This window comes from Candidatus Epulonipiscium viviparus, assembly GCF_030708075.1.
In the GTDB taxonomy this organism is placed as follows: Bacteria; Bacillota; Clostridia; order Lachnospirales; family Cellulosilyticaceae; genus Epulonipiscioides; species Epulonipiscioides viviparus.
In genome coordinates this window covers 1,204,939-1,220,333 of sequence record NZ_CP117982.1, presented here as the reverse complement: position 1 = coordinate 1,220,333, position 15,395 = coordinate 1,204,939, and the positions used below count along the sequence as shown (strand labels likewise).

The 15,395-nt window shown below is 37.9% G+C and carries 17 protein-coding genes; 8 read left to right on the top strand and 9 right to left on the bottom strand.

From position 1 onward, the window contains the following. Positions 1–26: 26 nt before the first annotated feature. From PCY70_RS05015 to PCY70_RS04985, 7 genes are all read right to left on the bottom strand, one after another. Positions 27–1,856 (bottom strand): coiled-coil domain-containing protein, encoded by a 1,830-nt coding sequence (locus PCY70_RS05015; protein WP_305768654.1) that lies wholly within the window; start codon positions 1,854–1,856, stop codon positions 27–29. A 103-nt stretch (positions 1,857–1,959) separates the two neighbouring features. Then, complete coding sequence (locus tag PCY70_RS05010; RefSeq protein ID WP_305768653.1) at positions 1,960–3,219, bottom strand: bifunctional metallophosphatase/5'-nucleotidase; 1,260 nt, start codon at positions 3,217–3,219, stop codon at positions 1,960–1,962. 235 nt (positions 3,220–3,454) lie between these two features. Continuing rightward, positions 3,455–4,798, bottom strand: coding sequence for a metallophosphoesterase (locus PCY70_RS05005; protein ID WP_305768652.1), 1,344 nt, complete (start codon positions 4,796–4,798; stop codon positions 3,455–3,457). Beyond that, positions 4,789–5,445, bottom strand: coding sequence for a hypothetical protein (locus PCY70_RS05000; protein ID WP_305768651.1), 657 nt, complete (start codon positions 5,443–5,445; stop codon positions 4,789–4,791). The genes PCY70_RS05005 and PCY70_RS05000 overlap by 10 nt, the downstream gene beginning before the upstream one ends. Continuing rightward, positions 5,436–5,585 (bottom strand): hypothetical protein, encoded by a 150-nt coding sequence (locus PCY70_RS04995; protein ID WP_305768650.1) that lies wholly within the window; start codon positions 5,583–5,585, stop codon positions 5,436–5,438. The genes PCY70_RS05000 and PCY70_RS04995 overlap by 10 nt, the downstream gene beginning before the upstream one ends. Positions 5,586–5,656: 71 nt before the next feature. Beyond that, positions 5,657–5,848 (bottom strand): hypothetical protein, encoded by a 192-nt coding sequence (locus PCY70_RS04990; protein WP_305768649.1) that lies wholly within the window; start codon positions 5,846–5,848, stop codon positions 5,657–5,659. Beyond that, positions 5,836–8,307: a bifunctional metallophosphatase/5'-nucleotidase gene (locus PCY70_RS04985; RefSeq protein WP_305768648.1), complete on the bottom strand. Its 2,472-nt coding sequence runs from the start codon at positions 8,305–8,307 to the stop codon at positions 5,836–5,838. Before PCY70_RS04985 ends, PCY70_RS04990 begins: the two co-directional genes overlap by 13 nt. A 257-nt stretch (positions 8,308–8,564) precedes the next feature. Here PCY70_RS04985 and PCY70_RS04980 point away from each other — a divergent pair, with 257 nt between their 5' ends. From PCY70_RS04980 to cdd, 8 genes are all read left to right on the top strand, one after another. Beyond that, entirely contained in the window at positions 8,565–9,668 is a 1,104-nt protein-coding gene (locus tag PCY70_RS04980) for a hypothetical protein (protein ID WP_305768647.1), read from the top strand. 19 nt (positions 9,669–9,687) lie between these two features. Continuing rightward, positions 9,688–10,521 (top strand): hypothetical protein, encoded by an 834-nt coding sequence (locus PCY70_RS04975; RefSeq protein ID WP_305768646.1) that lies wholly within the window; start codon positions 9,688–9,690, stop codon positions 10,519–10,521. A 330-nt stretch (positions 10,522–10,851) separates the two neighbouring features. Next, complete coding sequence (locus tag PCY70_RS04970; RefSeq protein WP_305768645.1) at positions 10,852–11,229, top strand: hypothetical protein; 378 nt, start codon at positions 10,852–10,854, stop codon at positions 11,227–11,229. A gap of 12 nt (positions 11,230–11,241) precedes the next feature. Then, positions 11,242–11,703: a hypothetical protein gene (locus PCY70_RS04965; protein ID WP_305768644.1), complete on the top strand. Its 462-nt coding sequence runs from the start codon at positions 11,242–11,244 to the stop codon at positions 11,701–11,703. Further along, complete coding sequence (locus PCY70_RS04960) at positions 11,700–12,473, top strand: hypothetical protein (RefSeq protein WP_305768643.1); 774 nt, start codon at positions 11,700–11,702, stop codon at positions 12,471–12,473. Before PCY70_RS04965 ends, PCY70_RS04960 begins: the two co-directional genes overlap by 4 nt. 207 nt (positions 12,474–12,680) lie before the next feature. After that, positions 12,681–13,112 (top strand): 50S ribosomal protein L13, encoded by a 432-nt coding sequence (gene rplM / locus PCY70_RS04955; RefSeq protein ID WP_305768642.1) that lies wholly within the window; start codon positions 12,681–12,683, stop codon positions 13,110–13,112. An 18-nt stretch (positions 13,113–13,130) separates the two neighbouring features. Next, on the top strand, positions 13,131–13,523 hold the full coding sequence (gene rpsI / locus PCY70_RS04950; RefSeq protein WP_010168771.1) for a 30S ribosomal protein S9: 393 nt from the start codon (positions 13,131–13,133) through the stop codon (positions 13,521–13,523). A 277-nt stretch (positions 13,524–13,800) separates the two neighbouring features. Beyond that, entirely contained in the window at positions 13,801–14,187 is a 387-nt protein-coding gene (gene cdd / locus PCY70_RS04945; protein WP_305768641.1) for a cytidine deaminase, read from the top strand. 146 nt (positions 14,188–14,333) lie between these two features. On the opposite strand, the gene PCY70_RS04940 is transcribed toward cdd, so the two are convergent. After that, positions 14,334–14,471 (bottom strand): hypothetical protein, encoded by a 138-nt coding sequence (locus PCY70_RS04940; protein ID WP_305768640.1) that lies wholly within the window; start codon positions 14,469–14,471, stop codon positions 14,334–14,336. 571 nt (positions 14,472–15,042) lie between these two features. Further along, positions 15,043–15,222 carry a hypothetical protein gene (locus tag PCY70_RS04935; protein WP_305768639.1) on the bottom strand — a complete coding sequence of 60 codons (180 nt, stop codon included), beginning with the start codon at positions 15,220–15,222 and terminating at the stop codon, positions 15,043–15,045. Between the last annotated feature and the right edge of the window lie 173 nt (positions 15,223–15,395).

Sequence of the window (15,395 nt, the reverse complement as noted above, 5' to 3'; positions counted from 1 at the left end):
TTGCCGGATCAGCTTCATCCTCTACTTCATCTGTTGCGGATAGCTTCATCCTCTACTTTATCGGCTGCTGGATCAAATTCTTCGTCGGCTTCATTTAGTGCGGCTTCAATTGCCGCTATTATTTCTTTATTACTTTTGTTATTGTTTTTGTTGATCTTTTCAGTTGCGCTTTTTATCTCATCTTTCAATGTATTCTTGTCGTCTCTTTCATCTCCAAAAATTAAAAATACTTCTGATGATGCATCGATTTTTGACTTGCCCGATTCATTTTTCATATCAATTATATTTTTGTTCATTTTTTCCAATTGATCATTTAATGCTACTAATATATTTGTTGATATTTCCGATTCCTTTGCATCTTCTAATTTTGTTTTCGATTCTTTTGCTGATTTTTTTGTCGATTCAGAGTTTGATATCTCTTTTTCCAATTTTGCTATATCTTTATTTATTTTTTCTAGCTGCTTATTTAAGGCTACTAGTGTATTTGTTATTTCATCAGATTGAGTTTGCTTTTCGGTTTCCTCTTTTGCTTCTTTCTCTTCTTTTAATTGCGCTATATCTTTATTTATTTTTTCTAGCTGCCTATTTAATTCTGCGTTTAATTGCGTTTGCTTTTCGGTTTCCTCTTTTTCCTCTTTTTCTTTTTTTAATTGCGCTATATCTTTACTCATTTTTTTTAATTGCTTATTTAATTCTGCGTTTAATTGTGTTTGATTTTCGATTTCTTCTTTTTCTGTTTTTTCTGTTTTTTCTTCTTTCTCCTCTTCTTTCGCCTCTTCTTTTTCTGCTTTTAATTGTTCTATGTCCTTGTTAATTTTTTCCAACTGATTGCTTAATAGCAAGGCTATTTCAACTTCTGTCGACTCCGGTATTTCTTGCTTGAGCGCATTTATATCATCGTTGATTTTTTCTAATTGGTTGTTTAATAGCATCGCGACGCTTGTCATTGATTCATTTGTTGGCACTGCTATTTCTAAATTTGCTAAATCTTCATTCATTTTTTCTATTCTGTCGTTTAATATTATGAACAATTCTAATGATGTGTTTTCTTGAGGCACGATTACTGGTTTCGCCACCGCGTCTTCTAGATTTGCTACATCGTTATTTAGCATTTCTACTTTATCATTTAGCAACCGTAGAATTTCTGACTCTGGCTCTTCTGTTTTATCATTTTTTAAATCTACGATATCATTATTTATCTTTTCTAATGCGTCGGTTAATGCTAGCCAAATTTCTGACTCTATTGGCTCGTCCACTTTTTTTACCTTTGATTCTGTTTCTAAGTTTAATAAATCCGTACTTATTTTTTCAAATTTTTGGTTAAATTCTTCATTTATTCCCACGATTGTATCTGTTAGTAGTGCATATTGATCTTTTTTCTCTTCTGAAGTCGGAGTCGAATTGTTGATGATGTTATTAATTACTATATTTTGACTTAACTCCTCAGCTTCTTTATAATCTTTATACTCTTTGTCACTTAACTCTTTGTCGTTATCAGCTTTATTCCATTTATTTCCTGAACTGTGTTCAACTTTTCCTGTGTATCCATCAATATCTACTGTAAAATTTAACTCACTATCATTCGGAATATGCTGTTCGGATTTTGGCTGTTCGGATTTTGGCTGTTCTATTATTACTGGTTTGGCTTCTACAATCGGCTTACTTTTTTCAGGTTTAGTAACTTTTGAATTTACTGTTACTATAATCTTTTTTTCTTCACTTAGCTTATCGATGTTAGACCACAGTTTGTTTATTGCAATATCGTCATCGTTTGCTTGCTTTTCTTCTTCTGGAATTAGTTTTGACTCTAATATATGTGAAGCTGGAATTGTATCAACCAGCGGAGTTGCCCCCAATGTAGGGGACTCCGTTTTATTTTCTGATTTTACTATCGCTATCGGTACTTCAACTTCTTCGGCTGATGCTTTGGCAGATTCTTCTACTATCGCTATAGGTACTTCAACTTCTTCGGCTTGTGGCTGATTCTTCTACTATCGCTATAGGTACTTCAACTTCTTCGGCTGATGCTGTGGCAGATTCTTCTACTACCGCTATCGGCACTTCAACTTCTTCGGCTGATGCTTTGGCAGATTCTTCTACTATCGCTATCGGTACTTCAACTTCTTCGGCTGTGGCAGATTCTTCTACTATTGCTATCGGTACTTCAACTTCTTCGGCTGTAGCTTTGGCAGATTCTTCTACTATCGCTATCGGTACTTCAACTTCTTCAGCAGATTCTTCTACTACCGCTATCGGTACTTCAACTTCTTCGGCTGATGCTGTGGTGGATTCTTCTGCATCTGGTTTGTCATCTTCCGGCCCATTGTGCTCTGTTATGATGGTGATTCTACCTTCTCCATACGGATTCGCATATTTCTCAGTTATTGTTCCGCCGAGATCATTTTGGATATAGTCGATGAGCACTTCATTGTCTACTTTAAATTTGTCCTTTAAAATTGGCGCTCCCAGAAACATCGACATTCCATCTCCGGCTTCTAGCAATAAATAATTATGTGACGCGACAGAGTATTCTTTATCCAAATCTAGAGGCTCTCCTCCTATTATTACATCTTTTACTCGATACGCGCCCGCAACCTCAACAAATGCTCCTTTACTATCCGTTACTACAGATGATGGAATTGTTGTATCTATAGCATATGTCATTCCCGATACATGTAAAAATCCTCCGCTTCCACTTGGCATGCTTTTGGCACCCATCTCTAGTGCATTCAATATAGTTTGCCCTGTTGCCAAAACAGACATTGTATCGTTGCCCCATGGATGTACATTGATTATATCTTCTAATGTAATTTCTCCGGCTTCGATTGTTGCTCGTATTCCTCCCGCATTTACAATTGCGACATCTGTTTCTAACGCACTTCTATAGGCATCGGCGGCGAAGTTGCCTAGGTTAGTTTCACGCACTCGGATTATTGCCTGACCTGTTACTGGATCTGCGGTTGTTAAGCTTATATCGCTGATGGCCACTACTTCTGTTAGCATCTTTTCAAAAGCTTCTGTCTCCTTTGCTATAAAGTCCGAAACCGCCTTGTCTTTAGGCTCGTATTCCGCAATTAGCTCTGCCCTTATTTCGTTTGTAGATGGATTGATTGTAATTTTACCAATATTATCAAATTTTGCGCCTGTTTGTGTAAGAATCACGTCTTCCCCAGCAGCATTTTGAATTACTTCTCCATCAATTACTGTTGCGAATGTCATCTATCAATAGATTTTCTGTAGTATTTGCGAATTATATCTGGTTGATGCCATGTGCGAGCTCTGCGCTTCTACTCCAGATGTCAATAGTCACCTGACATTAATCACTGCGCCGTCATTCTACTCGCCTGCGATAACAGCCTTCTTGCACCGTTACATAAGAGTCATATTCCCTCTTCTTTTAGACATAAATACTCCTCACTCTTTATTTGAAAAATATGATTGGAGTGATTTACGTTCAAGTTCCGAGTTGTAATTCCCTACGTATCCAATCGTGGATATCGTCCGTGTTCTGTAAAGTACACATCGCATCAAAAACAGGTGCGTCGGTTTCTAAATCTATAAAGTTGCTTGAGATAACATCAGCATCTAGCAAATCCATCAACTCTAGCATTCTAGGAATTTTGTAATCAAACTCATGGTTCCCTGGAACAAAAATATCGTAACCAACTTCATTCATTATATCAACCAAAGCTTTTCCTTCAGTTAACTTGCCAATTGGGCCGCCTTGAATAGCGTCACCGGCATCTACAAGAATGACGTTTTCTTCTCCATAAAGCGAATTCATTTCTTTTTCATATGCAGCTAATCCAGCATACCCGATATTTTCGTCTATTGCACAATGGATATCATTGGTATGAATTATCACAATCGCTTCTTCTACTACTAGCGGAGCTGCAACTTCTTCGGCTGATGCTGTAACATCTTCTACTATCGCTAGTGGAGCTTCAACGGCTGATGCTGTAATATCTTCTGCTATCGCTAGCGGAGCTTCAACTGCTGATGCTGTGACATCTTCTATCGCTAGCGGAGCTTCAACTGCTGATGCTGTGACATCTTCTATCGCTAGCGGAGCTTCAACTGCTGATGCTGTGACATCTTCTATCGCTAGCGGAGCTTCAACTGCTGATGCTGTGACATCTTCTATCGCTAGCGGAGCTTCAACTGCTGATGCTGTGACATCTTCTATCGCTAGCGGAGCTTCAACTGCTGATGCTGTGACATCTTCTATCGCTAGCGGAGCTTCAACTGCTGATGCTGTGACATCTTCTATCGCTAGCGGAGCTTCAACTGCTGATGCTGTGACATCTTCTATCGCTAGCGGAGCTTCAACTGCTGATGCTGTGACATCTTCTTCTATCGCTAGTGGAGCTTCAACGGCTGATGCTGTAATATCTTCTACTATTGCTAGTGGAGCTTCAACTTCCTCGGCTGATACTACTACATCTTCTACTATCGCTACCGGAGCTTCAACGGCTGATGCTGTAACATCTTCTATTGCTAGCGGAGCTTCAACGGCTGATGCTGTAATATCTTCTACTATTGCTAGTGGAGCTTCAACTTCTTCAGCTGATGCTGTGACAGCTACAGGTTCTTCTGGTACCGCAGCTTCTTCCGCTAGTGCTAATACAAGTGCAACAAAATCTTCAGCTTCTTCTTCTACTAGCGCACCATCTTCTTCCACTAGTGCTAATGCAAGTGCAACAAAATCTTCAGCTTCTTCTACTAGTGCACCATCTTCTTCCAATAATTCAAGCGCAACGATATCTTCAGCTTCTTCTACCATCTGTGCTAGTACCAATCTTCTTCCAACCATTCAAGCGCAACGACATCTTCAGCTTCTTCGGCTACTGGTGTCGCTTCATCTGTGATTTCTAGTAGTACTAATTCTTCTGTTGTAACCGGAACTTCGATTTCCGCTGGTTCAAGCGCAACGACATTGGCAGATTCTTCGGCTACTGGTGCCACTTCATCTGTGATTTCTAGTAGTACTAATTCTTCTGTTGTAACCGGAACTTCGATTTCCGCTAGTTCAAGCGCAACGACATTGGCAGATTCTTCGGCTACTGGTGTCGCTTCATCTGTGATTTCTAGTAGTTCTAATTCTTCTGTTGTAACCGGAACTTCGATTTCCGCTAGTTCAAGCGCAACGACATTGGCAGATTCTTCGGCTACCGGTGCCACTTCATCTGTGATTTCTAGTAGTACTAATTCTTCTGTTGTAACTGGAACTTCGATTTCCGCTAGTTCAAGCGCAACGACATTGGCAGATTCTTCAGCTACCGGTGCCACTTCATCTGCAAGTATTACTAATTCCGGAGATTCGATTTCCGCTGATTCAAGCGCAACGACATCGGTCACTTCATCTGTAAGTATTACTAATTCCGGAGATTCGATATTCGCTGATTCAAGCGCAACGAAATCTTCAGCTTCTTCTACTAGTGCCACCATGCTTCTTCCAATAATTCAAGCGCAGCGATTTCGGTCACTTCATCTGTAAGTATTACTAATTCCGGAGATTCGATATTCGCTAGTTCAAGCGCAACGAAATCTTCCGCTTCTTCTACGAGCGCACCATCTTCTTCCAATAATTCAAGCGCAACGACATCTTCAGCTTCTTCGGCTACTGGTGTCGCTTCATCTGTGATTTCTAGTAGTACTAATTCTTCTGTTGTACCGGAACTTCGATTTCCGCTAGTTCAAGCGCAACGACATTGGCAGATTCTTCGGCTACTGGTGCCACTTCATCTGTGATTTCTAGTAGTACTAATTCTTCTGTTGTAACCGGAACTTCGATTTCCGCTGATTCAAGCGCAACGACATTGGCAGCTTCTTCGGCTACCGGTGCCACTTCATCTGTAGTAGTACTAATTCTTCTGTTGTAACCGGAACTTCGATTTCCGCTGATTCAAGCGCAACGACATTGGCAGATTCTTCGGCTAGCGCACCATCTTCTTCCAATAATTCAAGCGCAACGACATCGGCCACTTCATCTGTAAGTATTACTAATTCCGGAGATTCGATATTCGCTGATTCAAGCGCAACGAAATCTTCAGCTTCTTCGGCTAGCGCACCATCTTCTTCCAATAATTCAAGCGCAGCGATATTGGTCACTTCATCTGTAAGTATTACTAATTCCGGAGATTCGATATTCGCTGATTCAAGCGCAACAACATTGGCAGCTTCTTCGGCTACCGGTGCCACTTCATCTGTAAGTAGTACTAATTCTTCTGTTGTAAGAACTTCGATTTCCGCTGATTCAAGCGCAACGACATTGGCAGATTCTTCGGCTAGCGCACCATCTTCTTCCAATAATTCAAGCGCAACGACATCGGCCACTTCATCTGTAAGTATTACTAATTCCGGAGATTCGATATTCGCTGATTCAAGCGCAACGAAATCTTCAGCTTCTTCGGCTAGCGCACCATCTTCTTCCAATAATTCAAGCGCAGCGATATTGGTCACTTCATCTGTAAGTATTACTAATTCCGGAGATTCGATATTCGCTGATTCAAGAGCTATGACATCCGCAGTTTTATTTATTGACTGATCATTTTTATTGGCTTCTGTTATTATTTTGATGCGCCCTTCGCCATAGATTTCGCTATATTCATCAACGATATTTCCTCCTAAATTATTTGTTATATAGTTGATCAACACCTCGTTATCGACCATAACATCTTCTCGAATCACGTTGGCATCCTTGAACATAGTCATGCCATCTCCATATAATAGCAACATGTAATTATGCGATGCCACAGAATATAACTTGTTTAGATTGAGGGGCTCTCCTCCGATAAAAACATCTTTTACTCGATACGCGCCATCGACAGATAAAAATTCTCCTTTATCGTTTACTGTCACTGCTGATGGAATAGTGGTATCGATGGAATATGTTAATCCAGATACGTGCAGAAATCCGCCACTTTCATCAGGCATATTCTTTGCTCCCATTTCTAGTGCATCTAGAATTGTTTGGCCAGTTACTTCTACTTCTACTGCAGCATTGCCCCAAGGATGGACATTGATTATTTCTTCATTTGTGATTTCTCCGGCTTCAATATCGGCTCTGATTCCACCAGCATTTACCAAAGCTATATCAGTTTCGAGAATACTTCTATAGGCATCTGTTACGAGGTCACCTAAGTTAGTTTCGTTATTTCTTATAATTCTCATTTTGGTTTTGGGATCGATGGTTGCGAGATGTACGCTTGAAGTTGCCACTACTTGATTTAAAAGCTCATCGAACTCTTCGTTTATTCCAGCAATAAAATTTTGAATACGTTCATCTTTTTTGTCGTAGTTCGGAATCACCGTGGCTTCTATTTCATCTGTGGCTGTGTCGATTATAATTTTTCCTATGGCATCAAACTTGGTTCCGGCTTGAGTTAAAATTACCTCTTCACCTATTGCGTTTTTCACGGTTTCTCCATATATAACAGAGTGTGAGTGCCCGTCAATAACAATATCAATTCCGGTTGTATTAGTGATTAAGTCTGTAGATCGCCAAGGCGCGCTTCCTTTATCGATGCCAAGATGAACAAGTGCAACAATATAATCGGCCCCTGCTTTAATAGCTTCGTCTACAGCACTTTGAACTCTATCATATAATTCTTGGCCATTTTTACCTTCGCTTAGGTCGTATATATACTCACCTTTTTCATTTTGAAAATATGCGGGAGTTGATTTGGTAAAAGTTTCTGGAGTTGTGGCACCCACGTAGGCTATATTAGTGTCTCCATGGGTTGTCATTGTATAGGCTTTAAAGACGGGCATGTCTTTTTCAATATCTATAAAGTTACTTGAAATGACCGCAGCTTCCATCTTATCCATTAGTTCTAGTAGGCGTGGAATTTGATAGTCGAATTCATGGTTACCAAGAACAAAGACATCGTATCCTACTTCATTCATTATATTTACTATAGCTTCTCCTTGAGTGAGCTTTCCTATTGGGCCACCTTGTATAGCGTCTCCAGCGTCAACAAGAACTACATTTTCTTCTCCATACAATGTATTCATTTCATTTTTAAATGCAGAAACACCTGCATAACCCATATTTTTTTCTATAGCGCAGTGAATATCATTGGTATGTATAATTGCAATTTCAGTCCCTTGCTCCTCCTCACTAGCCCCTATTTCTTCTTTTATAGTAGTTTTTGATCCTGTTTTTACTGTAGGTTTTGGCTTTTCCACTTTTGTTATATTATCGACATTGGCACTTGATTGAACTACATTGTTTTCGTTTGCACAACCTGTAATACCAAGCATCAGTGTTGTCATCATTAATCCTAGTGTTAGTCTTTTTTTCATGTAATATTAACCTCTCCTTCAGAATATTTTGAAAATTTTAGAGTTTCATAATGCATGACCATTATAGCATATATTTTTGGCTTTAATATTAAATTTTTATTACATCGACATTAATTAATATTTTTACAATATTTTTTCGACATTTTCATTATATTTTGATATGTATTTTTATTTTCGTTTGGAGTCGCAAAAATATTTGACTATTTTATACTTTGCCATTAAAATAATTTTATATTTAAACAATAAGGAGTATCAGAATGGCAGATACAAAATTTACGATTTTAGGAATGACAGGTGCAGGCAAAACGTGTTACTTGCTTGGAATGTATTATGAGATGTGTTCCGGATTTGAAGGTTACACTATACTTGCAGACGATGACGATGACGTTGAGCTTCGCAAAAGATATAATAGGATGCTTGATTTTTCGTTGGGACCCGATCGGTTTCCTCCTGGAACAGATAGCAGCTCTAACTTTAAATTTGATTTTCAATATGGCTATAAAAATATATTATCTTTTGATTGGCTTGATTATGCTGGAGGAATTTTAGAAACCAAAAATTCTGGAGACAGTTTGGAGTATAGCAATTTTATCGAGTCTTTAAATAGTTCTAGCTGTTTATTTATTTGCATTGATGGCGATACTTTAATCGCTGATACTCAAGATCAAAAAATACGCAACATCAAAAATGATTCTAAAACTATTAACAATTTTATTTCTAAGTTTCAAAAAGGAAACCAGACATTACCACCGATCGCCCTTGTGATTACCAAATTTGATAAATGCGCGGGAACAATTTCTACGGCAGAATTATTTAATATAGTTAAGGCGGCATATACACCGTTATTTTTAAACACTGCACCACCCAGCATCGTTTCTATAATTCCTATATCAATTGGACTTAATCTCGAAGACGAAAAAGATGCTCCACAACTGCTAAATATGCATCTTCCGATCTTTATGGGAATATATTGTGCTTTGACTAGGAAACTCAAGGAGCTAACTGCGTATCAAAATAAAAACCAAGAAGCAAAAGCCAAACTTTTGCTTGAGCTTGATAAATGGAATGATCTTCGTTTACAATATACTGCGCAAAAAAATAAATTAGAAAATTCTTTCTTAGCGCTTCATAAAAATAATAAAATCCACGAAATGAAAAATGCATTAACGTCAGCTTCAAAAAATATCAATCAAGTTAATCACGAAATATTTACAATAGATAAAGCTATAACCGAAACGGACCAGCAAATACAGTCTTTACATTTAAATCAGCAAACGCTTCTAGAAGAACTGAATGCCAATTTACCGCTATTTATAAATGGTATCGAAAAATCATTTACCGAATTTCAGCTTTTATTATAAAAGACGAGGGGGAATTAAATTGGAAATAGCATATCTTATCCATAGCAGAACTTTTAAGTGTGACTTCAACCCTAATTTTATGGTACGTCCTGCGAACTGGAACACTGCTGAGATCCAATGGGCCAGACGAAACATTTTACTTGCGACAAGTTCTATAGAAACGTTATCGGAAAGAAGATGGTTAATTAGCAGCAGTCCTGATGGTGAGTATAAAATCATTGGGGCAGCTGATTATATTGCGAACCTTGCACAGAACTGCAATCAATTTATTACAGATTCTGCTGCCAAATTTTTGAAAGACGAAAAAAACAGACGAATTTATGCCTTTATTGGCATAGTGATCCACAAAAGCTCCGCTTTCGATTTCGAAAAAATTACGAATGAATTTCTGTTAGAAATATATATTAAATATTTAACCGCTGTATGGGAAACAAACACCAACAGCACTATCGAAGTACCCTTTGGCTCGTTAGACTTTGAAGCAACGGCAACAACGAAAAACTATCCTGTCCCCACCCATACATTTCATAATACTGCTTTATACGCATCAGACTGTAATGCAGAATTAATACGATACTTTAGCTTGTCTGAAGATGCTAATTTTACGCTTTGCACGGATATTACCAGTGCTAAACGCATTGAGCAGCTCTATGATCAGGATACAAATTATATCATCTCTACTTCTAGCAATATACTTAGCAGGTTAAAAGAGCCACCAGTCTCGGAAATTTCGGAACCTTTGGAACCAACGATAACAACTGTAGCTCCCCCTGCCCGTATTGAAACAGAATTATTGGAGATGCAAAAAAAAAACCATTATCGGTTTCCGAAAATATATTGCGGCCAGTATTAATCGTGGCTGGCTTAGGAAGTGTAATAGCAACTGTAATTTCAATGTTACTGTTGATTTAGATCTCTATCACAAAATTTTAAAACTTAAGTTGGTTCTGCCTTTATATACATCTAAAGACAAGCAAAATTTAATTTTCCAGACTCAGAGCAAACATTTTTTGATAGAGCTTCGGACTGCTATTGCAAATGCGATATTAATAAATCAAGCATTTAATATCGATATAAACTATGCGCAAATACTTGTTAACGGAGAGGAAACAGCCAAAATACATTTAAATAAAATACACAAAGAGATAATACAAAAGAGATAAATAAGAAAGAGGCATTATTAATGAAAGCATTTGATAAATTCGGCACTAATGATTCACTCGCAAGCGAAAACACCTCGCTTCAATTACTATATGAATATGAGAAGCATTATTTGGAGCTGCTAAAAAAGCATTCTCCTGAAATAGATTTTATAGATAGAAAATTGAAAGAATTTCGACAAGAGCAAATAGATTTTTTTAGTAAAATTCTTCCAAATGTGAGTGCAAAATTGGACGCCGAAGCAATTGATCAAGAAATGAAAAAAGTGTTTATGAATAGATTTGCAAATAATATTGAACGTAGCTTTGCACTGACAGAAACTCTACTTAATGATTACTCAATAAAAAAGCTAGATGAATTTAAACGACTAGTGCAAAACACACTAAAAAGCATTGTATAGAGGGAGGGATTTATGATCGATGATAAATACTATTTATCGGCTTTAGAGATCACCAGCCAATGCCGCCAGGAGTTTATTGAGGGTGTGTTAAATTCGAACCCCAACATTTACTCTGCCTTATATAGTGATTTGGAAAGTGAAATATATTATATTAGAACAAAAGTTTATGAATTGGAGTGGCTTAAGAGTCATTACGATGAGTTTTTGCTGCAACTAAAAAAATTTTCTTCTGAAGATCGACCAAAATTTACTACACTATTTGCGGAGCATCTCCATCGCTTTGCCAATAGCTGGAGAGATTCTTCTATGAGTCTAAACTTTGTGGAAGAGCAACTTCAAGCACTTCGTACTCTTATTAATCAAAACGAAGAATGGGAAACTAATTTAAAAAAACTACAAATTAAACTGATTAAAGAAAATAAAATTTTAGATCGAGAGCTCAAAAAATTAACACAGAAAGAGGAGATCTTATGAAAGTAAATATATCACGTATATTTGGAATGTTTGATAAATTGGATGATATTATTTTTGTTCCTGTAAACCTAATTTGTGACGTACTGCGCCAGCCTCTACGCGAACGCAATGCGAAACATGACCGCTCTATGCTGGAGTTGCAGCATCATATTAATTCCATGCAGGCTGAGCTTGATATGGTAAAGAAAAATAAGGAAGAACAGATTAGAGAAAATCAGATTGCTTTTGACATAGAAATGCATTCGCGACAGGATGAGCAAGATGTGAATATGCGTCGATTTAATTTAGAGCTAACTGAACTTATTTCTCAGAACGAGCTTAAGTATCAAGCGCAATCTATCGAGGCACTAAAGAAATATCAGCATGATTTGGGAGAAGCGTCTGTGATACTAGCAGATAGCATTGGGCAGATGTCTATTGCGTTGATGGACCATGCACATAGGCTAGCCGAAGAGAGGACTAAGGCGTATCTAAACTTACAAAACGAAGCCTATGAATCTGCTGTTTGTAGGTTAGCCGACTTGGAGGCGCGCTTTCCAGATGGCAGCCGTGCTCGTGAGATTTTGGAAAATTCTGTTGAGAAGCAACTTATTGGCATCATCGATAATGCGGACCAATTTATAAAAACGATGAGTAATGATATTACCAGTCTTAGCAATAATATTAATCAGATTACCAGCCAGGCGATGGACAATATTGACCGATATCTTGCGCCTACAATTTCTAAGGCCGTATCATCTAGCGCTAAACAAATTATCGATATTAACTAAAGTTTTTCAGTGACTTTATGTTCTGAGCCTTGACAATTATAATATTGCTGAATTATAATCTGAATGCAAAAAACCACTTTTTAAAATCCAACGCCCCGGATTTTATAAGAAGATAGCGAGAATACGTTCACCTTTGTGGGTGTATCGAAAACTTGCTTATGATGATACGAAATAAATTACAGATATTAATATAAAAGGAGAAAATCGATGAGAACTACATTTATGGCCAATGCGCAAAACGTGCAAAAAGAATGGTTCATAGTTGACGCTGCGGGGCAAACTGTTGGCCGTTTAGCAAGTCAAGTAGCTATGGTACTACGAGGCAAGCATAAACCAACATTTACCCCACACGTAGACTGCGGAGATCACGTAATAATTATAAACGCAGAAGAAGTTGTATTTACAGGCAAAAAACTAGAACAAAAACTTTATAGACATCATACAGGATATGCTGGAGGTCTTAAAGAAGTTGCCGCAAAAGACATGTTACAAAGACACCCTGAGAGAGTTCTGATGCACGCTATAAAAGGGATGCTTCCAAAAAATAGTCTAGGTAGAAAGCTTCTTACAAATGTTAGAATATATGCGGGAACTGAGCATAACCACGAAGCACAACAGCCTAAAGAACTTAAATTTTAACGGAGGGAGAACAGTCAAATGGCAAAGGTAAAATATTATGGAACTGGCAGAAGAAAAAGCTCTGTTGCACGAGTGTATCTTACACCAGGAAATGGAAAAATTGTAATTAACAAAAGAGAAATGGACGACTATTTTGGGCTTGATACTTTAAAATTAATAGTAAAGCAACCGCTGGAACTTACTGGCACAACAATTAAGTTTGATGTTTTAGTAAATGTTCATGGAGGAGGAGTTTCTGGACAAGCTGGAGCGATTCGTCATGGAGTAAGCCGCGCGCTTCTTCAAGCAGATGGTGATTATAGACTTACACTAAAAAAAGCAGGATTCTTAACACGTGACCCTAGAATGAAAGAAAGAAAGAAATACGGGCTCAAAGCGGCAAGACGTGCTCCTCAATTTTCAAAGAGATAATTATTTCAAACCGAGATACTCATTTATTTGGGTATCTTTTTTTTGTGTAAAATTACAAAATACTTAATGGATTTGAGAAATACGAAAACAGCATATGAGATGATAGGCAATGCTCGTAAATCTTGCTTCCGAAATCGCTATAGCAATCCAACTCAATTTGAGTGTAGCATACAACTATCATTGATGCAAAATAGAAATTATCGTTAATGCCAAATGGATAATAGATGTAATTGTCGGATAAACTAGTATTGCAATTTAATTTGAGAAGGAGACTACTATGGATTATTTAGAATTATTGAAGCAAGCCGAAAAGGCAAAAAAGTTTTCCTATGCTAACTATTCAAATTTTCACGTTGGAGCCGCTCTCCTTGGGGCATCGGGGACAGTATACCTAGGAGCTAATGTAGAGGGAGCATCTTATGGAGTCACAACGTGTGCAGAGCGCACAGCATTTTATAAGGCAATTACAGAAGGGGAGCGCAAATTTACTACAATTGCTATCATCAGCGATAGTGACAAGATCATTTACCCGTGTGGAATCTGCCGACAAGTTATGAGTGATTTTGTCGATGACAATTTTGTAATCATTTGTGGGAATAGCAATCTAGAGTATGAAGTATATACTTTTGAACAGCTGATGCCAAAATGTAAGATTCCACTGTAATACATTTACCAAAGAGGTCTATTGGCACAGCTATTTTCGTACTGTAGCCCTCTACCCTAGTATGGCAATACATAAGCGGTTTATATTTTTATTTTTCGTTGGCAGCTAATATTTCTGAAGCGCATCCAGCAGGCTCATTTTTCGTTTTAAATTATATTCGAAGGTAAAATATCAGGCGATACTGTTATCGTGGCTTTTTGTGCATCATAGGCCTCTTCTGCTGCAACACTACGGGTAGCATTACAGTTAGATGATGAGAATAATTCTTCTTCGGCAGCTGTCATTATGAAAACTCTTCCAGCATCGTAAACCTATTCTGTTGCAACACCATGCTCGGCATTATGGTTAGATGATGAGATCGAAACCCCTCCAGCAAATTCCTTGGCAGCTAATATTTCTAAAACGAATTCTGCAGGCCCATTTTTCGTTTTAAATTATATTCGAAGGTAAAATATCAGGCGATGCTGTTATCGTAGCTATTTATGCATCATAGGCCTCTTCTGTTGCAACACCATGCTCGGCATTATGGTTAGATGATGAGATCGAAACCCCTCCAGCAAATTCCTCGGCAGCTAATATTTCTGAAGCGCATCCAGCAGGCTCATTTTTCGTTTTAAATTATATTCGAAGGTAAAATATCAGTCAATGCTGTTATCGTAGCTATTTATGCATTATAGGCCTCTTCTGCTGCAACACTACGGGCAGCATTACAGTTAGATGATGAGAATAATTCTTCTTCGGCAGCTGTCATTATGAAAACTCTTCCAGCATCGTAAACCTATTCTGTTGCAACACCATGCTCAGCATTATGGTTAGATGACGAGATCGAAACCCCTCCAGCAAATTCCTTGGCAGCTAATATTTCTGAAGCGAATCCAGTAGGCTCATTTTTCGTTTTAAATTATATTCGAAGGTAAAATTATCAGGCGATACTGTTATCGTAGCTTTTTGTGCATTATAGACCTCTTCTGCTGCAACACTACGGGTAGCATTACAGTTAGATGATGAGAATAATTCTTCTTCGGCAGCTGTCATTATGAAAACTATTCCAGCATCGTAAACCTATTTTGTTGCAACACTACGGGCAGCATTACAGTTAGATGATGAGAATAATTCTTCTTCGGCAGCTGTCATTATGAAAACTCCTCCAGCATCGTAAACCTATTCTGTTGCAACACTATGCTCTGCATTATGGTTAGATGATGAGA